The organism is Pseudacidovorax sp. RU35E (genome assembly GCF_900156165.1).
Lineage (GTDB): Bacteria > Pseudomonadota > Gammaproteobacteria > Burkholderiales > Burkholderiaceae_C > Xenophilus.
This window is the reverse complement of the sequence record NZ_FTMY01000020.1, coordinates 1-24516: the sequence shown is the minus strand read 5'-3', so window position 1 is coordinate 24516 and position 24516 is coordinate 1. Positions and strand designations below refer to the sequence as shown.

Here is a 24516-nt window from a genome sequence, read left to right as displayed (position 1 = left end):
TCAGCGCGGCGCCATGCGAAGCGCGCCGTCCAGCCGGATCACCTCCCCATTGAGGTGGCCGTTGGTCACGATGTGGCAGGCCAGCTCGGCGAATTCCGAGGGCTTGCCCAGACGGGGGGGGAAGGGGATGGCGGCGGCCAGCGACTGCTGCACCGGCTCGGGCAGCTCCAGCAGCAGCGGCGTCGCGAAGATGCCGGGCGCCACGGTACACACGCGGATGCCGTGCTGCGCCAGGTCGCGTGCCATCGGCAGCGTCATGCCGACCAGGCCGCCCTTGGAGGCGCTGTAGGCCTGCTGTCCGACCTGGCCGTCGAAGGCGGCCACGGAGGCGGTGAACATCATCACGCCGCGTTCGCCGCCGTCCAGCGCTTCGAGCTTGGCGCAGCGGGCCGCGAACAGGCGGCTCACGTTGTAGGTGCCGATCAGGTTGACCTGGATGACGCGGGCGAAGTCCTCCAGCGGAGCGGCGCTGCCATCCTTGCCGACGATGCGCTTGGCACTGCCGATGCCGGCCACGTTCATCAGGATGCGGGCGGGGCCGTGGGCCTCCGCCGCGGCGCTCAGTGCGGCCTCGACGCTCGCCGTGTCGGTGATGTCGCAGGCGAAGGCGGTGCCGCCGATGTCGGCCGCGACCTTCTTTGCCTGGTCGAGGTTGCGGTCGAGCACCGCCACCTTGGCGCCCAGGCGTGCGAGTTCGCGGGCGGTGGCTTCGCCCAAACCGGAAGCGCCACCGGTGACCAGGGCGCTCTGTCCTTCGATCTTCATGGATTCATCTCCTTGTCGGGTCTTGCGCCTTCCCCCTCAAGGGGAGGGCGCCGATGGCTACTGCCACTGGGGCTTGATGGTGAAGGGCAGCGTGTCGGCGTGCAGGGCCTGGACCGCGTCGTCGCGGTGCTTGAGCACGGCGCGCTGGTTGATCGAGCCCTTGTCGGTGATCTCGCCCTTGTCGATGGAAGGCGGCTCGGCCACCAGCGCAGCGCGGGCGATGCGGTTGGCACTGCCCGTGGCGTCGCCGGCCAGGCGGTCGACGACCTTCTGGAAGTGCAGCTGCACATCGGCATGGGCCAGCACGTCCTTGAGCGGCGCATCGGCCGGCAGGCCGGGCGCCAGTTCGCGCACGGCCTGGGTCGGGAAGATCAGCGCGCCGACTTCCTTGAGGTTGATGCCGGTGAGCACCACGTCCTGCACATAGGGCGCGCCGAAGGCGATCACCTTGGCACGCAGCGGGCCGACGCTCACGAAGGTGCCGGTGGCCAGCTTGAAGTCCTCGGCGATGCGGCCGTCGAAGCGCAGGCCCAGGTGGATGTTGTCGGGGTCGATCCAGGTGACGGCGTCGCCGGTCTTGAAGAAGCCTTCCTCGTCGAAGGCCTCGTGCGTGGCCTCGGGCATGCGCCAGTAGCCGGGCGTGACGTTGGGGCCGCGGTAGCGGATCTCGACCTTGCCGTCCGTGGGCACCAGCTTGATCTCCATGCCCGCGGTGGGCAGGCCCAGGTCGCCGGTGCGCACTTCGGGCCGGGTGATGTACAGGCCGAAGGGGCCGGACTCGGTCATGCCCAGGCCGGTGCCCATCACCAGGCGCTCGCCGATCTCGGCCTCCTGCAGGCGGTGCAGCTGGTCCCACACGGCCTGGGGCAGGGCGGCGCCGGCATAGAAGAACATGCGGCAGCGCGACAGCAGCTTTTTGCGCAGCATCGGGTCTTCCTCCATCGCGTTGGCGATGTACTCGAAGCCGGTGGGCACGTTGAAGTAGACGGTGGGGGCGATCTCGCGCAGGTTGCGCAGCGTCTCGGCGATGCCACCCGGGGTGGGCTTGCCGTCGTCGATGTACAGCGTGCCGCCGTTGTCCAGCACGATGCCGACGTTGTGGTTGCCGCCGAAGGTGTGGTTCCAGGGCAGCCAGTCGACCAGCACCGGCGGCTCCTCGCCCAGCGCCGGGATGGAGGCGCGCAGCTGCTGCTGGTTGGCGCACCACATGCGATGGGTGTTGATGACCGCCTTGGGATTCTTGGTGGAGCCCGAGGTGAACAGGAACTTGGTGATGGTGCCCGGGTGCGTGCCGTGCATGGCCGCCTCGACCGCCGAGGTGGGCTCGGTCGCCAGCAGCTGCGACAGCGGTGTGACCGTGCGCCCTTCCAGCGCGCCGCCGCCCAGCACCACCTCGGTGTCGGCGGGCACCACGGCGGCGATGGCTGCGGCATAGCGCGTGTCGCTGGCGAACACCAGTCCGGGCGTGAGCGTGCCGATCACATGGCGCAGCTTGTCGTAGTCCTTGCTGACCAGCGAGTAGGGCGGCGACACCGGGCAGTGCGGAATGCCAACGTAGAGTGCGCCCAGCGCGAGCAGCAGGTGCTCGATGCTGTTCTCGCTCAGGATGGCGACGGGCCGGTCTTCGCTCAGGCCGCGGTCCAGCAGCGCCTGGCCGATGGCGCGGACCTTGGCCAGTGCCTCGCGGTAGCTGATGCGGATCCAGTCGCCGGTGCTGCCGTCGGCATTGCGGGCGCGGCGGGCGACGAAGGTGCGATCGGGCGCCATGGCGGCCCAGTACACCAGGCGGTCGGTCATGCGGTGGGCATGATGGCCCAGCGGCTTGTCGGCCTGCAGGTACTGCACGCCGCCCTCAACCTCGCGCAGCACGCCGCGGGTGATGCCGAATTCGAGCGCGCGGTAGCGGGCGGCCGGTGCGGCGGTGGCGGTGGCGGTGGGCGTAGGCATGTCCAGTGTCTCCGTCATGTTCTTCTCCGTGCGGACCCGGGCCTCAGCCCTTGCTCACCTTGGCGGCCTTGCCTTCGAGGAAGGCACGCACGCGGGCCTTGGCCTCGGGCGCGTCCTGCACGATGCCGGACATCAGCGCCTCGGTGAAGAAACCGTGGTCGGCGCTCTGCTCGGCGATGCGGGGCAGCGCGTGCATCAATGCGTAGTTGGTCAGCGGCGCATTGGTGGCGATGCGGCGGGCCAGTTCGATGGCCTTGTCGACGGCCGCACCTTCGGGCACCAGGTACTGTGCGAAGCCGGCCCGCTCGCCGTCCTCGGCGTTGTAGACGCGGCCGGTCATCATCATGTCGGTCATGCGGGCCACGCCGATCAGGCGCGGGATCCGCACCGAGCCGCCGCCGCCCACGAAGATGCCGCGCGTGCCTTCGGGCAGCGCATAGAAGGTGCTGGCATCGGCCACGCGGATGTGGCAGGCGCTGGCGAGCTCCAGGCCGCCACCGACCACGGCGCCGTGCAGGGCGGCCACCACGGGAACGGGACCATGCTGCACCAGCTCCAGTGCGGCATGCCACATGCGCGAATGGCGCAGGCCGCCGCCGGCATCGCGCTCGCTGATTTCCGAAAGGTCCAGCCCGGCGCAGAAATGCGGGCCTTCGCCGTCGAGCACCACGGCGCGCACGGTGTCGGGCAGGCTCTCGAAGGTGTTGCGCAGGGCCAGGATCAGGCCGTCATTGAGGGCGTTGCGCTTGGCCGGGCGCGTGAGGCGGACGATGGCGATGTCGCCCTGGATGTCGAGGCTGAGGTCCTGATGGGTCATGATTGCGTTCGGAAGTTGGATCGATTATGGTTATCAAAAATAATCAATTCAACGGCCCGGAACGGCCAACTCATCAGTACTTACCCCAATGGAGACGCGCCCCATGGACATCGCGAACCTCACTGCCATCGACATCCACACCCACGCCGAGATCAGCTGCTGGAACCCCTTCGACAACTATGGCGAGGAGTACGACCGCGCGGCGGACAAGTACTTCCGCTCCAGCCGGCGCCCCACCATCCAGGAGAGCATCGACTACTACCGCGAGCGCAAGATCGGGCTGGTGATGTTCGGTGTGGACAGCGAGTCCAACCTGGGCCGCCGACGCATCCCGAACGAGGAGATCGCCGAGGCGGCGCAGAAGAACAGCGACATCATGATCGCCTTCGGCAGCGTCGATCCGCACAAGGGCAAGATGGGCGCGCGCGAGGTGCGCCGGCTGATCGAGGAGCACGGCGTGAAGGGCTTCAAGTTCCATCCGACGGTGCAGGGCTTCCATCCCTACGACCGCATGGCCTGGCCGCTGTACGAGGTGATCGCCGAGCACAAGCTTCCGGCCATCTTCCACACCGGGCACAGCGGCATCGGCTCCGGCATGCGCTGCGGCGGCGGCCTGCGACTGGAGTACAGCAACCCGATGCACCTGGACGACGTCGCCATCGACTTCCCGGACATGCAGATCATCATGGCCCACCCCAGCTTCCCGTGGCAGGACGAAGCGCTGTCGGTGGCCACGCACAAGCCCAACGTCTGGATCGACCTGTCCGGCTGGAGTCCCAAGTACTTTCCGAAGCAGCTGGTGCAGTACGCCAACACGCTGCTGAAGGACCGCATCCTCTTCGGCAGCGACTACCCGCTGATCACGCCGGATCGCTGGATGAAGGACTTCCAGGAAGCCGGCTTCAAGCCCGAGGTGATGCCGGGGATCCTGAAGGACAACGCGGTGCGCCTGCTGGGGCTGAAGTAGGCGTCGAGGCGGGCCCGCTCAGTCGGGCCTTTCGGCGCGTGCCCCGTCGCCCTGGCCCTCGTGCCGCACGCCCCATGAGTCGCGTGCCCTCCGGCGTTCCTCGCGCTCCCGGGCCATCTGCTCCTCGAACTGCTGGCGGCCTTCCTTGGCCACGGCGATGAGCTTCTTGCGGTCCTTGTAGTGGGGATAGCTGTCTTCCGCGATGCGCAGGTTGCGCTGACGGAAGTGCATGGCGGCCTCGCGCGCTTCGTGCGCCGGCCAGCCGAGCGTCTCCAGGACCGAGCGCGCGCTGCGCAGCGACGACTCGAAGAGCTCGCGCTCGGCCAGCGTGATGCCGCGGTCGCGCAGTTGGTAGTAGTGCCCCAGGTTGCGCGCGCGGGCGATGATCTCCGCTTGTGGAAAGTGCTCCCGCACCAGGTCGACGATGGCCAGGCAGGTGGTCACCTCGTCGACGGCCACCACGATGGCCCGGGCATGACCGGCCCCCGCGATGCGCAGGAGGTCGAGCCGGGTCGCATCGCCGTAGAACACGCGGAAACCGAACTCCCGCAGGCCTTCCACCGTGTCGGGGTCGTGGTCGAGCACCGTCACCGGCATGCCTTGCGACAGGAGCACGCGGCCCACGATCTGGCCGTAGCGGCCGAAGCCGCAGATCAGCACCTGGGCCTCCTGCGGCTCGGAGATTTCTTCCACCTGCGCCTGGCTCTGCGGGTCCGGAATGAGACGGTCGAAAAGCACGAGCAGCAGGGGCGACAGCAGCATCGACAGCGCCACCGCCCCGACGAGCAGCGAGGAGGTCTCCGGTGCCAGCACCTGCGCACCGACCGCCGTCTGGAAGACCACGAAGGCGAACTCGCCGCCCTGCGCCAGCAGCAGCGTGAACACAGGCCGCTCGCGCGCCGGCAAGCCCATGGCGCGTGCAAGCAGCAGGATGACGCCGAACTTGAGCACCATGAAGCCCACCACCAGTGCGGCCATCAGAAGGGGTTGCGCGAGCAGCACGCGGAAGTCGATGCTCATGCCCACCGCGATGAAGAACAGGCCGAGCAGCAGGCCCTTGAAGGGCTCGATGTCGGTCTCCAGCTCGCGGCGGTACTCGCTTTCGGCCAGCAGCACGCCAGCGAGGAAGGCACCCAGCGCCATCGAGAGGCCCACGAACTGCATGAGCGCGGCAATGGCGACCACCAGCAGCAGCGAGGCGGCGGTGAAGATCTCGGGCGTGTTGCTGCGGGCGATCCAGCGCAGGATCGGCCGCAGCGCCAGGCGGCCGCCCAGCACGATGCCGCCGACCACGCCGATGATCTTGGCGGCCTCCAGCGCGCGCGCCGTCGCGTCCAGCGGCGCGTCGGCCGGACCGCTGGCCAGCACCGGCAGCAGCGCCAGGATGGGGATGGCCGCCACGTCCTGGAACAGCAGGATCGAAAAGCCCGCCTGGCCGCTGGCTGTCTTGAGCAGCTTGCGCTCGCCGAAGACCTGCAGCGCGATGGCGGTCGACGACAGCGCTAGGCCGAGCGCCGCGACGAGCGAGACACGCCACGGTGCGCCGGCCAGGCAGCCCACGGCGAACAGCACCACGGCGCAGCCCAGCACCTGGGCGCTTCCCCAGCCGAAGATGGGCCGGCGCAGCAGCCAGAGCCGGCGCGGCTCCAGTTCCAGACCGACCAGGAAGAGCATCAGCACCACGCCGAACTCGGCGAAGTGCAGGACCTCCTCGACGCTGGACACCAGTCCGAGGCCGGTGGGGCCGATGGCGATGCCGGCGACCAGGTAGCCGATGATCGAGCCCAGGCCGAGCGCGCGTGAAAGGGGCACCACCAGCACGGCGGCGCCCAGGTAGATGAGGCTGTTGGTCAGCCAGGCGGGTGCGTGTTCCATGGTCAGCGCACCCCCGGGCCCTGGGGCCGGTCGCCCACCGGCACGCGGCACTCGGGGCAGTCGTCCAGTTCGGCCATCTCGGGCCAGTCCGGGTAGCTGGCCAGCCTTTGCACGAACACGTTCTCATGCGCGGCGAGTTCGGCTTCCGGCACGCGCCGCGCATCGTGCAGCAGCAGCGGCGGCAGGAAGCGCATGCCGCACAAGGCGGCGGTCTGCTCATAGGGCGGCAGGAATGCGTCGAAGAAATAGCGGTTGTAGCCCGCAGGGTGGTAGCTGTCCTCGGCGCCGCCGGTGCTGGCCACGAGCCAGAGCGACTTGCCGCGCAGCGCCCCGCCGCCTGGCCCGTAGGCCCAGCCATAGTCCAGCACCTCGTCCAGCCAGAGCTTCTGCAGCGGCGGCATGCTGTACCACTGGATCGGGTGCAGCAGGACCACCAGTTCGGCGGCCGCCAGGCGTTGCTGTTCGGCCTCCACGTCGATGGCGTAGTCGGGGTAGCGGGCGTAGAGGTCGTTGACCTGGACGCCTGGAAGACGCGCGGCGGCATCGCGCAGGCGCCGGTTGGCCCGCGATTCCCGCCAATGGGGATGGGCGGCCAGCACATAGATCGCTGCCGTCCCAGGCTCTTCGATGGGGGCGCCGGATGTTGAGGTTGGAATGGTCGGCATGGCGGCGACCATAGCGCAAACTCGTGCTGGTCCGGCGGCGGCGTCGGGCCCTACCATCTAAGGTCCGTCCAAGCTCAGGAGCGCTGCATGCCGGTGGTTCTCGTCGCCAATCCCAAGGGGGGATCAGGCAAGTCCACGATCGCCACGCACATCGCGGGCCATTTCGCCAACCAGGGCCATCCGGTGATGCTGGGCGATGTGGACCGTCAGCAATCGTCCCGGTTGTGGCTGTCGCTGCGGCCGCCGCAGGTCGCGCCCATCCGCAGCTGGGAGGCGCAGGGCGAGGGCAGCGTGGTGCGGCCGCCCCCGGGCACCACGCACGCAGTGCTCGACACGCCTGCGGGCCTGCATGGCTGGCGCTTCAAGGAAGTGCTGGCCCTGGCGGACAAGGTGGTGGTGCCGGTCCAGCCCAGCTTGTTCGATATCTTTGCCACACGCGAATTCCTGGACCGGCTGGCAGAGCGGCTCTCGGGCAAACGCGTGCCGCGCATCGGACTGGTGGGCATGCGCGTCGGATTGCGTACGCTGGCGGCCGAGCGGCTTCGTGAATTCGCGGCCCAGGTGGAGATGCCGCTGGTCACGGAACTGCGCGAAACGCAGAACTATGTCCAGGTCGCTGCTCATGGACTGACCTTGTTCGACCTGTCGCCATCGCGCTACGAGCGCGACATGGCGCAGTGGGCCCCCCTGATCGAATGGCTCGAAAGCTGAGGGCGCAACGGCACTGGCTGAAGTCTGAATGTCGTGTCTGCGCAGCGTCCTTCCGGGAAAGACCTGAGTGGCTCTGTCCCCGCGCAGACACTTGCGCGCATCGGGTGGCGGCATCATCTGCCGCATGACCAAGCGCATCTTCCAGACCCTGGCCGACCTTCACGCTTGCGTGGGTCAGGACATCGCCACCAGCGAATGGACCACCGTGACGCAGGCTCAGGTCAACCAGTTCGCCGAGGCGACGGGCGACCACCAGTGGATCCATGTCGACGTCGAGCGGGCCAAGGCCGGGCCTTTCGGTGCACCGATCGCCCATGGATTTCTGACGCTGTCGCTGTTGCCCACCTTCTTCGACACCGCGGTGGAGGTGGTGCAAGCCCGGATGGGCGTCAACTACGGACTGAACCGGGTGCGCTTCATGTCACCCGTCCCCGTCGGCAGCCGGCTGCGCGCCCATCTCAAGCTGCTGTCCAGCGAGACCATCGAAGGCGGCTACCAGATGGTGTGGCAGAGCACCATCGAGCTCGAAGGCGTGCCGAAGCCGGCCTGCGTGGCCGAGTCGGTCATGCGGCGCTACCCCTGAGGCAGGGGCGCGCAGCGCCTCTTACATCGTGCCGACCTCTGCGCAATTGGCGCAGCCCTGGCGGGCATTGACCAGTGCGCCTGCGCGCACCATGGCCCGGTCGGCGTTGCCGCGAACCTGCAGCACGCCGGTGCCTCCGTTGTTGGGCGTGGGCGCATTGCGGGCTTCGGCCTGGACCTGTGCTCGCGACAGCTTGGACTGGAAGGGGGCGGGCGGGTTGGGCGACATCTCGCCATCCACCGCATGGGCGGCGCCGGCGGTGAAGAGGGTGGCCAGGGCGACGGCGGTCAGCTTGCGGATCATGAGAGGCTCCTGAGAAAGGGTGGAAGAGGCGGCGCCGGGTTGCCCCATGGCTCTGCGGCGCCTATTCCAGATACGCCCGGTCTCGCCGCCTGGATTCGCGGGTAGCCAACAAATGCATGCGCCAGGGCGCCGTGTTTTTCCCGGCGGCCTCCTCAGCCTTCCATGGCAAAGCCGTTCTGCCGCCAGGCCTCGAACACCGTCACGGCCACCGCGTTCGACAGGTTGAGGCTGCGCTGGCCCGGCCGCATCGGCAGCTTCAATTGCTGGGCAGGCGCAAAGCGTGCGCGCAGTTCGGGGGGCAGTCCTCGCGTCTCGGCCCCGAACACCAGCCAGTCGCCGGGCTCGAACAGGGTCTCGTGCACCATGCGCGTGCCGCGTGTCGTGAGCGCAAAGGTTCGCTCGGGCGCCGGCGCGTGCCGTTCCACCAGGGCCTGCCAGCTGGCATGGCGCTCGACCCGCGCAAACTCGTGGTAGTCGAGTCCGGCGCGACGCAGCAGGCGGTCCTCCATCGAAAAGCCGAGCGGCTCCACGAGATGGAGTTCACAGCCGGTGTTGGCCGCGAGGCGGATCACGTTGCCCGTGTTGGGCGGGATCTCGGGCTCGACGAGAACGATGCGGAACATGGGCGGTCGACCAGGCGGGGCAGGGGCGGCGAGCTTAACCGCGGCCGGCAGCCGCCGCGCGGCCGACGACTGCCGCCGCAGCTCATGTCCAGCCCGGCGGGGGCGTGCGCGCCAGCACCAGGCCTGTCACCTGTGTCGCACCAACCTGCCGCAACACCTGGGCCGCGGCGCTGAGCGAGGCACCGGTCGTCATCACGTCGTCGATCAGGAGTACGCGGCGGCCGCGCACGGCGTCGGCAAGGTCGGGCGCCACGGCGAAGGCGCCTCGGAGGTTGCGCAGCCGGTCGGCCCGGCTCAGCCCCGATTGGGGCGGTGTGTGGATGGGCCGCAGCAGCACGTGCGGGTTGCAGCGGCCGGGCGCCAGCCGTCGCGCGAGCTCCAGGGACTGGTTGAAGCCGCGCTCGCGCAGGCGTTCCAGCGACAGTGGCATGGGCAGCACGAGATCGGCGGTGTCGATGAGGTGGGTCGCCCGCGGATGGCGTTGCAGCACCGCCGCCAGCGGAGTGGCCCAGCCGGCTTCGCCCGCGAACTTGAAGCGCGAGACGCAGGCGCTCCAGGGCCACTCGTAATCGCAGGCGGCAACGCACTCGTCCAGCGGCGGTGGGTCGCGCAGGCAGCCGCCGCAGATGGGCTGGCCGGGTGGGACGGCCAGTGCGCAGCGGCGGCAGCGCGGCACGGCAACGGCGAACTGGTCCAGGCAGGCGCTGCAGAGCACCGCGTTTGGCCAGGCCCGGCACAGGGCGCATTGGCTGGGCAGCAGCCCGAGCAGCGCGCTGAACAGGCGTTTCATGCCTGCGAACGCAGGCCGGGTCGGCGCAGAGGTCGGCATCGGCTCAATATACTGGCGCGCTCCTTGACGACCCTACCCGCCGCCGTGACGATTCGCACGCGGCGCGCCTGCTGAGCGCCATGTCCTCCTCTCCCGCATCCCGGCCGCCCACCATCGACCCGGTGGCCGCTCGTCGTTGGGCGCGGCAGGCACCCGGCGACGCCGCGCCCTGGCTGCACGAGGAAGTGGGGCGGCGGATGGAGGAGCGTCTGCAGTGGATCAAGGCCACGCCCCGTCACTGGGCCGACTGGTCGCCGCTTCGTGGCGGCCTCGAGGTTCACCAGCGGGTGGCGCAGCGCTATCCCCAGGCGGCCGTGCATGTCCAGGAGCCCGAATCCGCCTTGCACGCGCCGACGGCGGCCGCCTTTGCCGCGCCGTGGTGGAGCGCCAAGCGCTGGCGCGGTGGCCGGCCGCAGCTTTTCGGGGCCTTGCCGGAGGGTGGTGTCGACCTGCTGTGGGCCAACATGGGCCTGCACATGGCGGCCGATCCTGAATTGCTCATCGCCGACTGGCATCGCCGGGTCGCCACAGATGGCTTCCTGATGTTTTCGGGCCTCGGGCCCGACACGCTGATCGAGCTGCGCGCGGCCTACCAGTCGCGTGGGTGGCCAGCGCCCGCCCATGCATTCACCGACATGCACGACTGGGGCGACATGCTGGTGCACGCCGGCTTTGCCGAACCGGTGATGGACATGGAGCGCATCGTGTTGACCTGGGGCTCGCCCGAGGCAGCACTTGCCGAACTGCGCACGCTGGGACGCAACCTGCATCGCGAGCGTTTCCCGGCCCTGCGCGGGCGGGACTGGCGTGCGCAGATGCTGGATCTGCTGGCCGGCCTGGCGTCCGCCGAGCACGGCGGACGCATCGCCTTGACTTTCGAGATCATCTACGGCCACGCCTTCAAGCCGGTTTCGCGGGTGGCCGTCGCCCCCGAAAGCGCCATCGGTCTGAATGACATGCGCCAAATGCTGCGGCGTGGGCGGGAAGGCGCCTAGCCGCTTGCGCGCCCCTGGCAAGTGCCTCCGGGGCAGGGCTTGCCCCGACTGCCGAAACAGGGTGCCACGCTACAATTCTTGAGTGCCTGCGTCCCTGGGACTGGCCCTTGGCGGCAGTGACACACCCTCGAAAGAGCCCCACCCGCCCGTGCCGAATCCCGTGTTTCGCTTCGCCACTGTTTCGGGCCAGAGCATTCACTGGTTCCTGCGCCGCAATTGCTCGATCACGCCCATCCAGCTCGGGTGGGCGTACGCATCGTTGTGCGTGGTGTCACTGGGGATCGGCGCCGTGTTCTGGTTGCAGGGCGCCAAGCTCATCTTGCCTTTCGCGTGGCTCGAGCTCGCTGCGGTGGGCCTGGCGTTCATGTTCTACGCGCGGCATGCGACCGACGGCGAGCGCATCGCGCTTCAGGACGGCCGGCTCGTGATCGAGCACGAACATGGTGGAAACGTGGAGCGTGCGGAATTCCTGCGGCATCAGGTGCGCGTCGAGCCTCAGGGGAGCGACCGCTCGCTGATCGAGGTGTCGGCGCAGGGGCGTTCGGTCTGCGTGGGGCGCTATGTGCGCCCCGAGCTTCGGGCCGCACTGGCACGGGAGATCCGCAGCGCACTGCGCGAAGCCTATTAGGCTCGCGCGGCGCTGGCGGATGGTGGAGACGGTGGATTGTTTGAAGGTCTGAAAAAAGTGAACACGATGAAGAGCATTTGGACCGTGCCGGCAAGATGGATGCTGGCGGCTGGCGTGGCTTTCAGCGGTGCCGCGCACGCAGTCGAAGATCTGCCGGGCGGACCGATGGTGCGCCAGCTCAACCTGCCGGTGGGGGCCACGCGCATCTCTGAGGAGCAGCACTCCCTCCACAACGCGCTGCTGCTGCTGTGCCTTGTGATCTTCGTCGGCGTGTTCGCGGTGATGTTCTATTCCATCTGGAAGCACCGCAAATCGGTCGGGCACAAGGCCGCCAATTTCCACGAGTCCGTGGTGGTCGAGGTGATCTGGACCATCGTGCCTTTCATCATCGTGATCCTGATGGCTCTGCCTGCCACCAAGATCCTGGTGGCCCAGAAGGACACCACCAACGCCGACCTGACCATCAAGGTCACCGGCTACCAATGGAAGTGGGGCTACGACTACATCAAGGGGGAGGGCGAAGGCCTGTCCTTCATCTCCACGCTCGACAGCTCGCACCGCGCCCTGTCCGATGCCGGCGCAAAGGGCGACGTGCCCAACGACTACCTGCTCAAGGTCGACAACCCGCTGGTGGTGCCCGAGAAGCAGAAGATCCGCATCATCACCACGGCCAACGACGTGATCCACGCCTTCGCGGTGCCACAGTTCGGCATCAAGCAGGACGCGATCCCGGGCTTCGTGCGCGACACCTGGTTCCGCGCCGAGCGAACTGGCGATTTCTATGGTCAATGCCAGGAATTGTGTGGAAAGGAGCATGCTTACATGCCGATCCACGTCAAGGTTCTGTCCGCTGCCGACTACACCGCCTGGGTCGACACCAAGAAGAAGGAAGCGGCCGCCAAGCAGGACGACCCCAACAAGGTTTGGACGCTGCCCGACATCCTGGCCCGCGGTGAACGGGTCTATGCCGCCAACTGCGCCGCCTGCCACCAGGCCAATGGCAAGGGCGCCGGCCCGATCAAGCCGCTCGACGGCGCGGCCGTGGTGCTCGACGCCGATCACACCAAGCAGATCCATGTGCTGCTCAATGGCCAGAACAACGGCGCGATGCCCTCGTGGAAACAACTGTCCGACACCGACATCGCTGCGGTGATCTCGTACACCAAGAACAGCTGGTCCAACAAGACGGGCCAACTCGTGCAGCCGGCCGAGGTGCTGGCACAGCGCGGCAAGTGATGCCGGCGCCACTGCAGTCCCACCGAGAGTCAGCCAAGGAATAACGACATGAGCGCAGTTCTCGACCCGCACGGTCACGCCGCCCACGGTGGCGATGTGCACGACGAACACCACGACCACCCGCACGGCTGGCGCCGATGGATGTTCGCCACCAACCACAAGGACATCGGCACGCTGTACCTGCTGTTCTCGTTCACCATGTTGATGGTGGGCGGCGTTCTGGCGCTGCTGATCCGCGCCGAGCTGTTCCAGCCCGGCCTGCAACTGGTGAACCCAGAGCTGTTCAACCAGTTCACCACGATGCACGGCATCATCATGGTGTTCGGCGCCATCATGCCGGCCTTCGTCGGCTTCGCGAACTGGATGATCCCGCTGCAGATCGGTGCCAGCGACATGGCCTTCGCGCGCATGAACAACTTCAGCTTCTGGCTGATGATTCCTGCGGCGCTGATGCTTGTCGGCTCCTTCTTCATGCCCGGCGGCGCGCCGGCCGCCGGCTGGACGCTGTATGCGCCGCTCACCCTGCAGATGGGCCCCTCGATGGATGCAGGCATCTTCGCGATGCACATCCTGGGTGCCTCGTCGATCATGGGCTCGATCAACATCATCGTCACCATCCTCAACATGCGCGCCCCTGGCATGACGCTGATGAAGATGCCGATGTTCTGCTGGACGTGGCTCATCACGGCCTACCTGCTGATCGCCGTCATGCCCGTGCTGGCCGGCGCGATCACCATGACGCTGACGGACCGCCACTTCGGCACGCACTTCTTCAATCCAGCCGGCGGCGGCGATCCGGTGATGTACCAGCACATCTTCTGGTTCTTCGGCCACCCCGAGGTCTACATCATGATCCTGCCGGCCTTCGGCATCATCAGCCAGATCGTGCCGGCTTTCGCGCGCAAGAAGCTCTTCGGCTATGCCTCGATGGTGTACGCCACGAGTTCCATCGCCATCCTGTCCTTCATCGTGTGGGCGCACCACATGTTCACCACTGGCATGCCGGTGACGGGCCAGCTGTTCTTCATGTACGCGACCATGCTGATCGCGGTGCCGACGGCTGTGAAGATCTTCAACTGGATCGCGACCATGTGGCAGGGCTCGATGACCTTCGAGACGCCGATGCTGTTCGCCGTGGGCTTCATCTTCGTGTTCACGATGGGCGGCTTCACTGGCCTGATCCTGGCCGTGGCACCCATCGACATCCAGCTGCAGGACACCTATTACGTGGTGGCCCACTTCCACTACGTGCTGGTGGCGGGTTCCCTCTACGCCATGTTCGCCGGCGTGTATTACTGGCTGCCCAAGTGGACCGGCGTGATGTACGACGAGGCTCGCGGCAAGCTGCACTTCTGGTGGTCGCTGATCTCGTTCAACGTCACCTTCTTCCCGATGCACTTCCTGGGTCTCGCTGGCATGCCGCGCCGCTACGCCGACTACCCGATGCAGTTTGCGGACTTCAACGCTGTCGCGTCGGTGGGTGCTTTCGCCTTCGGCCTGGCGCAGGTGTACTTCTTCCTCTTCGTCGTACTGCCTGCCATGCGCGGCAAGGGCGAGCCCGCGCCCCAGAAGCCCTGGGAAGGCGCTGAAGGCCTGGAATGGGAAGTGCCGTCGCCTGCGCCCTTCCACACCTTCGAGAACCCGCCCCGCCTGGACGCTACCGCGACCAAGGTGATCGGCTGAACGCCGACGTCGTTGTCATGACGCCCGATCAGAAGAAGAACAACCGCCGCATGGGCCTGACATTGGCTTCCATCGCTGTGCTGTTCTTCATCGGTTTCATCATCCGCATGGTCTGGTTGGGCCACTGAGGACGCTCATGGCACTGCAGTTCGCCCGGCGCCTTCGGCGCGAGAACGTCCAGATGGTGGGCAAGCTCACGGTCGTGGTGGCGGGCATGTTCGCCTTCGGTTATGCGCTCGTGCCTCTGTACCGCGCCATCTGCGAGGTGACGGGCATCAATGTGCTGGCGCGCTCCGAGCTGGAGGTTCCCGGTGGTGCGAAGGGTGGCGCAGCGGCGAGGTTGCCCGGCAATACGCAGGTCGACACCTCGCGCACCATCACGGTCGAGTTCGACGCCAATGCCCATGGTCTCTGGGACTTCGCCCCCGCGCAGCGCTCGATGCAGGTGCATCCGGGCGAACTGCACACGGTGATGTACGAATTCCAGAATGTGCAGAACCGTCGCATGGCCGCGCAGGCCGTGCCCAGCTATGCGCCGCAGCAGGCTGCACCCTACTTCAACAAGCTGGAGTGCTTCTGTTTCAACCAATACACGCTCGACGCGGGCGAGAAGAAACAGTGGCCCGTCGCCTTCGTGATCGACCCCCGCATCTCCAAGGATGTGAAGACAATCACCCTGTCGTACACCTTCTTCGAGGTCGGCGGCCGCACGCCGCCAGCGCCCACGGCGGCAGCCGGGGGTGGGGAGCCGCGCTCGTGACGCGACCACAGGACAACACCGTACCGCGGCCCCACAAGCCCTCGCTGTGGCGGACCGTCAAGGCCGTCGCCTGGGGCTTCTTCGGCGTCCGCAAACACAGCGAATACCAGGAAGACATCTCGCGTCTGTCCCCACTGCATATCGTTGCCGTGGGCTTCGTCGCCGTGCTGGTGCTCATTGCCGTGCTGCTCGCACTGGTGAAGTTCGCTGTTTCGACCTGAGCCCATACCCGTTCGCCTGCCAACCACAAGACAAAGATCAAGCCCGAGGAGCAACATGAGTTCGACCACCCACGGCACTGCGCCTTACTACTTCGTGCCGGGCCCATCGCGCCACCCGCTGATGGCCGCCATCGGCCTGTTCTTCGTCATCCTCGGGGCCGGGCAGTGGATCAACGACCATGCCTGGGGCGCGTACTCGCTCGCCTTTGGCCTGATCTGGTGGTGGGTGGTGCTGTTCCAGTGGTTCCGCGAAGCGGTGGGTGAGAGCGAGGCCGGCAAGTACAGCGCGCGGATCGACCTTTCCTACCGCTGGAGCATGAGCTGGTTCATCTTCTCTGAGGTGATGTTCTTCGGCGCTTTCTTCACAGCGCTGTGGTGGACGCGCACCCATTCGCTGCCCGCCCTGGGCAGCCTGGACAACGCACTGCTGTGGCCCGACTTCCGGGCCGTGTGGCCCAGCGTGCAGGCCGGCGCCACCGGCTCGCCGGCCGGCATCGTCGAGCCCTTCCAGACCGTGGGTCCCTTCTGGCTGCCGACCATCAACACGGCGCTGCTGCTGTCCTCGGGCGTGACGCTGACGATCGCCCACCATGCACTGCGTGCCGGCCATCGTGCCCAGACCATCCGCTTCATGTGGATCACTGTGCTGCTCGGCGTGATCTTCCTGGGTGTGCAGGGCTATGAGTACTACCACCTCTATACCGAGCTCAATCTCAAGCTCAGTTCCGGTGCCTATGGCTCCACCTTCTTCATGCTGACCGGCTTCCACGGTCTGCATGTGTTCGTTGGCATGCTGATGCTGCTGTTCATCACACTCCGCCTCATGAAGGGCCACTTCACGCCGGAGCGCCATTTCGGCTTCGAGGGCGCAGCGTGGTACTGGCACTTCGTAGACGTGGTGTGGCTCGGCCTGTACGTGCTCGTCTATTGGCTTTGACCGACAAGCCCAGCGGAGGGGCCTCGCTATGATCGAGGCCCAGAAAGCACAAAAGCGCCGCAAGGCGCTTTTTTGTTGTCGTCTACTGGGGGCTCAGCGCCCTGCGGGCAAGCCGGTCGGCTGGATGTAGCCGAGCTTCCAGGCGAGCAGCAGGCAGAGGAACAAAATCACAGACAACCCGATCCGAACGGTCAGCGCGCGAGCCATGCCCCCCGACCTGGACTTGCCATCGCGTCCACCGGTGAGCATGTGGAACAGCGCCCATGCCAGGCTGCCCAGGATGCCCACGAAGCCCAGGGCCACGAGATATTTCATGAGTTCGATTATGAGCGGCCACGGCCGAGTCCACCGCCATGCGTGACCGGATGCGGGTTTCCTCTTCCCCGTCGCGTGCCCACCCTGCGGTGCGTTTCTGGATCATCACCCTTGCTGCCCTCGTGGTGGCGGCCACGGCCGTCGCGCTGGGGCGCTGGCAGCTTTCGCGTGCGGCGCAGAAGGAGGCGCTGCAGGCCAGCGTCGAGGCGCAGCAGGGCTATCCTGCCCTGGAGATGTCGGACTTCCTGGGTGTGGAACAGGCGGTCACCGAACTCCACCGCAAGGTACGGCTGCGGGGCCTGTGGTTGCCCACGCAGACGATCTTCCTGGACAACCGGCAGATGCATGGCCAGCCCGGCTTTTATGTACTCACCCCGTTTGCGCTGGAGGGCACGGCCCAGACGCTGATGGTCCAGCGCGGCTGGGTGCCCCGCAATTTTGCGGACCGCACCCAACTGCCACCGGTCGAGACGCCCGCAGGACTGGTGGACATCGAGGCCCGCATCGAATTGCCGCCCGCCAGGCTGCTGCAACTGGGTGCAGATCCGCCGGCCCAGCCCGCCTCTGCCGCGGCGCCTCTGCTGGAAAAGCCTGCAGACGTCGCCCATGCCCGCATCCGGCAGAATCTCGACCTGGAGACTTTCCGCAACGAGACCGGGCTGCCGCTGCGCACCGACTTTTCGCTGCAGCAGGTCGGCCCCGCTTCCGAAGGTCTGCTGCGCGAGTGGCCGGCGCCGGCGCTGGGCATCGAAAAGCACTACGGCTACGCCTTCCAGTGGTTCGGGCTTGCCGCCCTGGTGGTCATCCTCTATGTCTGGTTCCAACTCATCGCGCCCCGCCGTCGCCGCTCTCGCTGACGAACCCCTGGGCCTGACCGTCCATTCGATGCCTTCGCCTGACGAGGCGCTGGGCGGGGACGCCAATGCCGGTCGTCAGCGCAAGCGGGGCCGCTGGCAGATGGCGCTGGTGCTGCTGTGCTGTGCGGCCCCCGTGATCGCCTCGTACTTCACCTATTACGTGATCCGGCCACAGAGCCGCAGCGTGTTCGGGGAGCTGATCGATCCGCAGCGGCCGGTGCCGGCCGTACAGGCCCGTACGCCCGATGGCGCGATCCAGCCATTGGCCGGGCTGAAAGGCCAGTGGCTGATCGTGGCGGTGGGCGGTGGCGCCTGCGACAAGCTATGCGAGCAGCAGCTCTATCTTCAGCGGCAACTGCGCGAGACGCTGGGGCGCGAGAAGGATCGCGTCGACCGCGTCTGGCTGGTGTCCGATGACGCGCCCATACCGAACCGGCTGCAGGCCGCGCTCGAAGGCGCGACCGTGCTGCGTGTGTCCTCCGACGCGCTCGCCCAGTGGCTGACGCCGGCGTCGGGCGCCGCCATCGGCGAGCACCTGTACGTCGTCGACCCGATGGGCAATTGGATGATGCGCTTCCCGGCCCGCATGGACCTCAAGAGCGCGGCCAAGGCCAAGCGCGACCTCGACCGCCTGCTGCGCGCGTCGAGTTCGTGGGACCAGCCGGGGCGGTGATCGACGTGCAGACCCAGGCCCTCTACGACTTCGAGCCCGTGGCGCTGCTGTTGCTCGGCGGCGCGCTGCTCGCGCTTGGCCCCGTGCTGTGGGTGTGGCGGCGCAACGCCGGTGCGGGGGCGGCGCGCCGCCTCCATGCGCTCACGGTGTTGACGCTCTTCCTCACCTTCGACCTCACGTTGTTCGGTGCCTTCACGCGCCTGACCGATTCCGGCTTGGGCTGCCCCGACTGGCCGGGCTGCTATGGCAATGCCAGCCCCGTGGGCGCGCGCCATGAGATCGCGATGGCGCAGTCGGCGCAGCCGACCGGTCCTGTCACGCATGCCAAGGCCTGGATCGAGATGGTCCACCGTTATCTGGCCACGGGCGTCGGAGCGCTGATCGTCACCCTGGCCCTCTCAACTTGGTGGGCACGGCGCCGGCAACGGTTGCAACCAGACGGTGAGCCTCAGGTCCTCAATCCTCTGTGGCCTGCGGCCACGCTGGTGTGGGTATGCCTGCAGGGCGCCTTCGGTGCGTTCACCGTCACTTGGAAGCTTTTCCCGGCCATCGTCACGCTGCACCTGATGGGCGCCATCGTGCTGCTGATGCTGCTGTGCATCCAGGCCGTGCGCTATCAGCAGGCGGCCGCTGCCCGGCGACCCACCGCTGTGCCTGCCTCTCTTCGTCGGTGGCTGTGGCTGGGCATGGGCCTGCTGGTCGCGCAGATTGCGCTCGGTGGCTGGGTCAGCACCAACTATGCGGTACTTGCCTGCACCGAATTCCCCAAGTGCCAAGGCAGCTGGTGGCCCACCATGAATTTCGCCCAGGGCTTCCAGCCCTGGCGCCACCTCGGCGTCGACCCGGCCGGCGTGCCCATCGAGTTCGCCTCGCTCACGGCCATCCACTACACACACCGCCTGATGGCCTATGCGGTCTTTGCCGTTCTCATCGTGCTCTTTTTCAAGCTTCACCCTGTTCCCGCCCTGCGCACCCAGGCCCGTTGGCTGGGCGGCCTGGCCCTGCTGCAGTTGGCCACGGGTCTTGGCAATGTGCTGCTGGGCTGGCCGCTGGCCGCGGCGGTGCTCCACACCGGCGGTGCTGCGGCGTTGGCCACGGCAATGACCTGGGCGCTGTGCGAAAGCCGCTTGCAGCTGGGCGGCTTGCCGCAGGCGCCAGTGCGGCGACCTGCCTTCGGTCCACAGGAGGCGAGGTCGTGAGCGCGCCGGCCCGTCCCGCCCAGCTGCCCATCACCAGCGTGTGGCGGCAGTTCTATGCGCTCACCAAGCCGCGTGTGGTGCAGCTGATCGTCTTCTGCGCTTTGATCGGCATGGTGCTGGCAGTGCCCGAGGTACCGACGCTGGCCGAGCTGCTGCGCATGGCGGAGGCCTGCATCGGCATCTGGCTGGTTGCGGGTGCGGCTGCAGCCTTCAATTGCCTGGTCGAGAAGGGCATCGATGCGCGCATGAAGCGCACGGCCTGGCGGCCAACGGCGCGTGGCGAGCTCTCCGACCGGCAGACGCTGTTGTTCTCGGGCGGGCTGTGTGCGCTTGGCTCGGCGATCCTGTGGTTCGCGGTCAACCCGCTCACCATGTGGCTCACCTTCGCCACCTTCGTCGGCTATGCCGTGATCTACACCGTGGTGCTCAAGCCGCTCACGCCGCAGAACATCGTGATCGGCGGTGCCTCCGGTGCGATGCCTCCGGTGTTGGGCTGGGCCGCCATGACGGGCAGCGTGGACCCCGAGGCGTTGATCCTCTTCCTCATCATCTTCCTGTGGACGCCGCCGCACTTCTGGGCGTTGGCACTCTACCGGGTGGAGGACTACCGCCGAGCCGGCCTGCCCATGTTGCCCGTCACGCATGGCAACGAGTACACGCGGCTGCAGATCCTGCTGTACACCCTGATCCTGTTCGCGGCCTGCCTGATGCCCTTCGTCTACCGCATGAGCGGCTGGCTCTACCTGCTGGCCGCCATTGCCGTCAGCGTGGGTTTCTGCGGCTATGCCTACGCCTTGTGGCGCCGCTATTCCGACCAGCTGGCGCGCAAGACCTTCCGCTTCTCGCTCATCCATCTGAGTGTGCTGTTCGCGGCACTGCTGGTGGACCACTACGTCCTATGACCGATCGACCGTCTTCGCCTACTTCGACGCCCGCGCATAGTTTGGCGGGTCGGCGCCGCGCGCTGCAACTGCTCGGCGCCGGCTGCGCCGCCGTGGCGCTGGGTGCCTGCACCGAGCCCAAGCCCAGCTTCCAGGCCGTGGACATCACCGGTGCCGACTACGCCAAGGATTTCCGCCTGACCGACATGAACGGCCGCGAGCGCACCCTGGCGGACTTCAAGGGCAAGGCAGTGGTGCTCTTCTTCGGCTACGCGCAGTGTCCCGATGTCTGCCCTACTACCATGAGCGAGATGCTCCAGGTGCGCGAGAAGCTCGGGGCGGACGGCCAACGCGTGCAGGTGCTGTTCGTCACCGTGGACCCGGAGCGCGACACGGCCGAGGTGATGAAGGCCTACATGACCGCCTTCGATCCCAGCTTCCTGGCGCTGATCCCTAAGCCTGACCAGCTGCCCGCACTCGCCAAGGATTTCAAGGTCTACTACAAGAAGGTGGAGGGCAAGACGCCCACCAGCTATTCGATGGACCATTCGGCCGCGAGCTTCGTCTACGACCCGCAAGGACGGCTGCGCCTGTATGCCCGTTATGGCCTGGGCACCGACGCGATGGCCTCCGACCTCAAGACGCTGCTGTCGTCGAACTGAGCGGGGCGGCCCGCTGGCGGCAGTCTCCCAAAGAAAAACCCGGCCGCGGCCGGGTTTCTTTCGACGCGGGTGACGCTCATGCGTACTCGGCCAACGCCTTCTTCATCTTCTTCATCGCCGCCGATTCGATCTGGCGGATGCGCTCGGCCGAAACACCGTAATCGGCAGCCAGCTCATGCAGCGTCATGCCGCCGGAGCCGTCGTCATTCACCTTCAGCCAACGCTCTTCCACGATACGGCGGCTGCGGGCATCCAGCGTCTCCAGCGCCGTGGCGATGCCATCCGTGGACAGCCGATCGCGCTGGCGGGATTCCAATTGGGCCGTGGGCTCTTGCGTCGCGTCGGCCAGGTAGGCAATCGGACCGAACGCCTCGTCCTCGCCGTCCGAAGGTGTCGGGTCCAGCATCACATCGCCGCCGGACAGGCGCGTTTCCATCTCCACGACTTCCTCGCGCTTGACATTCAAGTGCTCGGCGACGATGCCGATCTCTTCGCTGTTCAACGTGTCGCGGTGCGTGTCGGCATCGACCGCCCCGGCCTTGAAACCCTGCTTGAGCGAACGCAGATTGAAGAACAGTTTGCGCTGGGCCTTGGTGGTCGCCACCTTCACCATGCGCCAGTTCTTGAGGATGTATTCGTGGATCTCGGCCTTGATCCAGTGGATGGCGTAGCTCACCAGCCGCACGCCCTGGTCGGGATCGAAGCGGCGGACCGCCTTCATCAGGCCGATGTTGCCCTCCTGGATCAGGTCGCCATGCGGCAGCCCATAGCCCAGGTATTGGCGGGAGATCGAAATCACGAGGCGCAGGTGCGACAGGATCAGCGCACCTGCAGCTTGCAGGTCGCCCTCGTCGCGCAGACGGCGCGCGAAATTGCGCTCTTCGTCCTGGGAAAGCAGGGGCAGGCGATTGGCCGCCGAGATGTAGGCGTCCAGATTGCCCAGCGGGGGCACCATCGCCCACGGGTTGGCAACAGCCAGCGACTGCGAAGACACAGCAGACAGGTTGGACATCAGGGTTACTCCTTGCTTGAGGATGTTAGCACTCGCCAGTTTGGAGTGCTAACAGCCGGGTGAGTTCCCATCATTGCCGCATAGTCGATAGTTTTTATTGGTAGGACGCGGGCGGAGCCGCGACGTCGCCCCGTCCTGCGTCTGCCATCGTCCACCTGGGACATCGCCTGGAGTGGCTTCTGCCCGGGTGAAACGATCTTGGCCCGCCAGCCGCGGCCGATGGCGCCGGTGATGCGTCGCCGCAGGCGCACGGTCACCGGCTCATCACCCTCAGCCCAGAAGGTTCTGGAGCAGACCAGACACTGCGCCGACAGGGCTGTTTGCCGTGCCGGTGCCCGTACCACTGGACACCGGCTCCGTCGCACCCGAGACGGTGCCGACCAGACTGCCCAGCAGGCCGCCGACAGCGCCCTCTCCAGACAGGAAGCCTCCGGTGGCACCGCCAACGTTGCCCCCCAGAATGCCGCCGTCACCGGTGACCGTGTCCAGCACGCCGGCCAGAGCGCCGTTGTCGCCGAGCACGCTGTCCAGCAGATCGTTGGCACCCGCAGCACCACCCAGGGCGCCGCTGAGCGGGCCGCTGTCACCCAGGACGCTGTCGAGAAGATCGCCGGCCGTGACGTTGCTCAGCACACCATCCGCACCGGTGACCGTGTCGACAAGGCCGCCCACGATGCCGTCGTTGCCGAGCAGCCCGCCAGTGACATCGCCGCCCGCCAGAGTGCCACCGGTGAGGCTCCCCAGGATGCCTTCCTCTCCCAGCACGCTGCCGAGCAGGTCCCCGCCCAGCAGCTCGCCGCCGGTCAGGCCGCCCAGCAGGCCGCTGTCGCCAGTCACCGTGTCGAGCAGGCCGCCCACGACATCTGTGTCGCCGGTGAGGCCATTGAGCAGGCCGCCGCCGGTCAGGCTCCCCAGTAGGCCGTCCTCACCCAGCACGCTGCCGAGCAGGTCGCCACCCAGCAGCTCGCCGTCGGTGAGGCCAGCCAGCAGGCCGCTGTCGCCGGTCACGCTGTCGAGCAGGCCGCCCACGACACCGGTATCGCCGGTGAGGCCACCGAGCAGATCGCCACCCGTCAGACCACCCAGCAGGCCGTCGTTGCCCAACACACCGCCCAACAGATCGCCACCGTTGATGCCACCCAGGACGTCGCCGCCCGTCAGGCCACCCAGCACGCCGTCCTCGCCCAGCACGCCACCCAGGAGGTCACCACCGAGCAGATCACCGCCGGCAAGGCCGCCCAGCAGGTCACCACCCAGCGCGCCGTCGGCGAGGTGCGCCACGCCGTCGGTCAGGTAGTCCACCTGCTGCGTCACGCCTGAGAGCGCGTCGTGCACGAGCATCGAGCCGAGCAGGCCTTCGGTCAGTGGCGAGACCAGGCCGTCCACCGCGCCGGTGGCCGTGCCGACCACGTCGTCCACCGGATCCAGTGTGTTCGGGTCGTTGGCCGTGAAGCTGTCGCCCAGCAGCGGCGAGAGCGCACCGCTCACGGTGCTGGTCGTGCTGTCCACCAGGCCAGTCACCGGCGCGAGCGTGTCCGTCAGACCCAGGTCGCCCACCAGGGGCAGGCTGTCCAGGCTGGCGACAGTGTCGGAGACCACGCCCGCAGCCGGGTCCAGCAGCTGGCTGCCCGTGCCGCCCTCGCCACCGCCGGTGAGGCCCCCGAGCAGGCCACCCACCAGCCCGTCTTCGCCGAGCACACCGCCGAGCAGGTCACCGCCCAGCAGATCGCCGCCCGTCAGGCCGCCGAGCACGCCGTTCTCGCCCAGCACGCCACCCAGCAGGTCACCACCGAGCAGGTCACCGCCCGTCAGGCCGCCGAGCACGCCGTCCTCGCCCAGCACGCCACCCAGCAGGTCACCGCCGAGGAGGTCACCACCCAGCAGACCGCCGACGACGCCGTTCTCGCCCACCAGGCCACCGACCAGGCCGTCCTCGGTCAGCAGGCCACCGACCAGGCCGTTGTCGCCGAGCACGCCGCCCAGCACGCCCTGGTCGCCCAGCACGGCATCGAGCGGGCCGCCCAGGGTGCCACCCACCAGGCCGCCGACCAGCCCCTGGTCGCCCAGCAGCGTGTCGGTCAGGCCGTCCACGATGCCGCCATTGCCCACGACGCCGCCCAACAGGCCGTCGTCGGCCACAAGGCCACCGACCAGGCCGTCCTCGGCAAGCAGGCCGCCCACCAGACCGTTCTCGGTGAGCAGGCCGCCCACCAGGCCGTTATCGCCCGCGACGCTGCCGAGCAGGTTGCCCACCACGCCGTCCTCGGCCAGCAGGCCGCCCACCACGCCGTCCTCGGCCAGCAGGCCGCCCACCACGCCGTCCAGGCCCGTGGCGCCGAGCACGCCGCCCAGCGGGCCGTCGCTGCTCACGA

General features: G+C 67.5%; 26 protein-coding genes and 1 pseudogene. 16 read left to right on the top strand and 11 right to left on the bottom strand.

Annotated elements, in window-relative coordinates:
- Genes BXA03_RS25560 through BXA03_RS25550 form a run of 3 tightly spaced genes read right to left on the bottom strand, consistent with a single transcriptional unit; the run spans nt 1 to nt 3529 of the window.
- Nucleotides 1-765, bottom strand: coding sequence for an SDR family NAD(P)-dependent oxidoreductase (locus BXA03_RS25560; RefSeq protein ID WP_076511997.1), 765 nt, complete (start codon nt 763-765; stop codon nt 1-3).
- 57 nt (nt 766-822) lie between these two features.
- Entirely contained in the window at nt 823-2730 is a 1908-nt protein-coding gene (locus tag BXA03_RS25555) for a feruloyl-CoA synthase (protein ID WP_234983843.1), read from the bottom strand.
- A gap of 25 nt (nt 2731-2755) precedes the next feature.
- On the bottom strand, nt 2756-3529 hold the full coding sequence (locus tag BXA03_RS25550; protein ID WP_076511996.1) for a crotonase/enoyl-CoA hydratase family protein: 774 nt from the start codon (nt 3527-3529) through the stop codon (nt 2756-2758).
- A 103-nt stretch (nt 3530-3632) separates the two neighbouring features.
- Here BXA03_RS25550 and BXA03_RS25545 point away from each other — a divergent pair, with 103 nt between their 5' ends.
- The gene (locus BXA03_RS25545; RefSeq protein ID WP_076511995.1) at nt 3633-4496 is read left to right on the top strand and encodes an amidohydrolase family protein; all 864 of its coding nucleotides are present in this window, start codon (nt 3633-3635) and stop codon (nt 4494-4496) included.
- 18 nt (nt 4497-4514) lie between these two features.
- Here BXA03_RS25545 and kefC read toward each other — a convergent pair whose 3' ends face one another.
- On the bottom strand, nt 4515-6371 hold the full coding sequence (gene kefC / locus BXA03_RS25540) for a glutathione-regulated potassium-efflux system protein KefC (RefSeq protein WP_076511994.1): 1857 nt from the start codon (nt 6369-6371) through the stop codon (nt 4515-4517).
- Between the two features lie 2 nt (nt 6372-6373).
- Entirely contained in the window at nt 6374-7036 is a 663-nt protein-coding gene (locus BXA03_RS25535; protein ID WP_143476471.1) for a glutathione-regulated potassium-efflux system oxidoreductase KefF, read from the bottom strand.
- Between the two features lie 87 nt (nt 7037-7123).
- Here BXA03_RS25535 and BXA03_RS25530 point away from each other — a divergent pair, with 87 nt between their 5' ends.
- Nucleotides 7124-7747, top strand: coding sequence for a ParA family protein (locus tag BXA03_RS25530; protein ID WP_076511993.1), 624 nt, complete (start codon nt 7124-7126; stop codon nt 7745-7747).
- Nucleotides 7748-7871: 124 nt separating this feature from the next.
- Nucleotides 7872-8330, top strand: a complete 459-nt coding sequence (locus BXA03_RS25525) for a MaoC family dehydratase (RefSeq protein WP_200803437.1) — start codon at nt 7872-7874, stop codon at nt 8328-8330.
- A 21-nt stretch (nt 8331-8351) separates the two neighbouring features.
- On the opposite strand, the gene BXA03_RS25520 is transcribed toward BXA03_RS25525, so the two are convergent.
- From BXA03_RS25520 to BXA03_RS25510, 3 genes are all read right to left on the bottom strand, one after another.
- Complete coding sequence (locus BXA03_RS25520; protein ID WP_076511992.1) at nt 8352-8633, bottom strand: DUF4148 domain-containing protein; 282 nt, start codon at nt 8631-8633, stop codon at nt 8352-8354.
- A 152-nt stretch (nt 8634-8785) separates the two neighbouring features.
- Complete coding sequence (locus BXA03_RS25515; RefSeq protein ID WP_076511991.1) at nt 8786-9256, bottom strand: tRNA (cytidine(34)-2'-O)-methyltransferase; 471 nt, start codon at nt 9254-9256, stop codon at nt 8786-8788.
- Between the two features lie 82 nt (nt 9257-9338).
- Nucleotides 9339-10046, bottom strand: coding sequence for a ComF family protein (locus BXA03_RS25510; protein ID WP_143476470.1), 708 nt, complete (start codon nt 10044-10046; stop codon nt 9339-9341).
- Between the two features lie 119 nt (nt 10047-10165).
- Here BXA03_RS25510 and BXA03_RS25505 point away from each other — a divergent pair, with 119 nt between their 5' ends.
- The 8 genes from BXA03_RS25505 to BXA03_RS25475 all read left to right on the top strand — a co-directional run bounded on the left by BXA03_RS25505 (nt 10166) and on the right by BXA03_RS25475 (nt 16545).
- On the top strand, nt 10166-11080 hold the full coding sequence (locus tag BXA03_RS25505) for a class I SAM-dependent methyltransferase (protein ID WP_076511989.1): 915 nt from the start codon (nt 10166-10168) through the stop codon (nt 11078-11080).
- A gap of 148 nt (nt 11081-11228) precedes the next feature.
- Nucleotides 11229-11708 (top strand): DUF2244 domain-containing protein, encoded by a 480-nt coding sequence (locus BXA03_RS25500; RefSeq protein WP_076511988.1) that lies wholly within the window; start codon nt 11229-11231, stop codon nt 11706-11708.
- 66 nt (nt 11709-11774) lie between these two features.
- On the top strand, nt 11775-12944 hold the full coding sequence (gene coxB / locus BXA03_RS25495; protein ID WP_076511987.1) for a cytochrome c oxidase subunit II: 1170 nt from the start codon (nt 11775-11777) through the stop codon (nt 12942-12944).
- 48 nt (nt 12945-12992) lie between these two features.
- Nucleotides 12993-14627: a cytochrome c oxidase subunit I gene (gene ctaD, locus BXA03_RS25490; RefSeq protein ID WP_076511986.1), complete on the top strand. Its 1635-nt coding sequence runs from the start codon at nt 12993-12995 to the stop codon at nt 14625-14627.
- Nucleotides 14628-14644: 17 nt separating this feature from the next.
- Entirely contained in the window at nt 14645-14755 is a 111-nt protein-coding gene (locus BXA03_RS27400; RefSeq protein ID WP_017761738.1) for a cytochrome oxidase small assembly protein, read from the top strand.
- An 8-nt stretch (nt 14756-14763) separates the two neighbouring features.
- Nucleotides 14764-15387 carry a cytochrome c oxidase assembly protein gene (locus BXA03_RS25485; protein ID WP_076511985.1) on the top strand — a complete coding sequence of 208 codons (624 nt, stop codon included), beginning with the start codon at nt 14764-14766 and terminating at the stop codon, nt 15385-15387.
- Nucleotides 15384-15608, top strand: a complete 225-nt coding sequence (locus BXA03_RS25480; RefSeq protein WP_076511984.1) for a DUF2970 domain-containing protein — start codon at nt 15384-15386, stop codon at nt 15606-15608. The genes BXA03_RS25485 and BXA03_RS25480 overlap by 4 nt, the downstream gene beginning before the upstream one ends.
- Nucleotides 15609-15663: 55 nt before the next feature.
- Nucleotides 15664-16545, top strand: a complete 882-nt coding sequence (locus BXA03_RS25475) for a cytochrome c oxidase subunit 3 (protein ID WP_076511983.1) — start codon at nt 15664-15666, stop codon at nt 16543-16545.
- Between the two features lie 93 nt (nt 16546-16638).
- Here the strand turns inward: BXA03_RS25475 and BXA03_RS25470 are convergent, their stop codons facing one another.
- The gene (locus BXA03_RS25470) at nt 16639-16860 is read right to left on the bottom strand and encodes a twin transmembrane helix small protein (RefSeq protein ID WP_076511982.1); all 222 of its coding nucleotides are present in this window, start codon (nt 16858-16860) and stop codon (nt 16639-16641) included.
- 50 nt (nt 16861-16910) lie between these two features.
- Between BXA03_RS25470 and BXA03_RS25465 the strand changes: the two genes are divergently transcribed.
- Genes BXA03_RS25465 through BXA03_RS25445 form a run of 5 tightly spaced genes read left to right on the top strand, consistent with a single transcriptional unit; the run spans nt 16911 to nt 21132 of the window.
- Nucleotides 16911-17717, top strand: a complete 807-nt coding sequence (locus tag BXA03_RS25465) for an SURF1 family protein (RefSeq protein ID WP_076511981.1) — start codon at nt 16911-16913, stop codon at nt 17715-17717.
- Nucleotides 17671-18390 carry a hypothetical protein gene (locus tag BXA03_RS25460; protein WP_076511980.1) on the top strand — a complete coding sequence of 240 codons (720 nt, stop codon included), beginning with the start codon at nt 17671-17673 and terminating at the stop codon, nt 18388-18390. Before BXA03_RS25465 ends, BXA03_RS25460 begins: the two co-directional genes overlap by 47 nt.
- A gap of 5 nt (nt 18391-18395) precedes the next feature.
- The gene (locus tag BXA03_RS25455; protein ID WP_369822473.1) at nt 18396-19589 is read left to right on the top strand and encodes a COX15/CtaA family protein; all 1194 of its coding nucleotides are present in this window, start codon (nt 18396-18398) and stop codon (nt 19587-19589) included.
- Complete coding sequence (gene cyoE, locus BXA03_RS25450; protein WP_076511979.1) at nt 19586-20491, top strand: heme o synthase; 906 nt, start codon at nt 19586-19588, stop codon at nt 20489-20491. The genes BXA03_RS25455 and cyoE overlap by 4 nt, the downstream gene beginning before the upstream one ends.
- On the top strand, nt 20488-21132 hold the full coding sequence (locus BXA03_RS25445) for an SCO family protein (protein WP_083716531.1): 645 nt from the start codon (nt 20488-20490) through the stop codon (nt 21130-21132). Before cyoE ends, BXA03_RS25445 begins: the two co-directional genes overlap by 4 nt.
- A 76-nt stretch (nt 21133-21208) precedes the next feature.
- On the opposite strand, the gene rpoH is transcribed toward BXA03_RS25445, so the two are convergent.
- Nucleotides 21209-22144: an RNA polymerase sigma factor RpoH gene (rpoH, locus tag BXA03_RS25440; RefSeq protein WP_076511977.1), complete on the bottom strand. Its 936-nt coding sequence runs from the start codon at nt 22142-22144 to the stop codon at nt 21209-21211.
- Between the two features lie 270 nt (nt 22145-22414).
- A pseudogene (locus BXA03_RS26955) lies at nt 22415-24516 on the bottom strand (hypothetical protein); the annotation flags it as partial.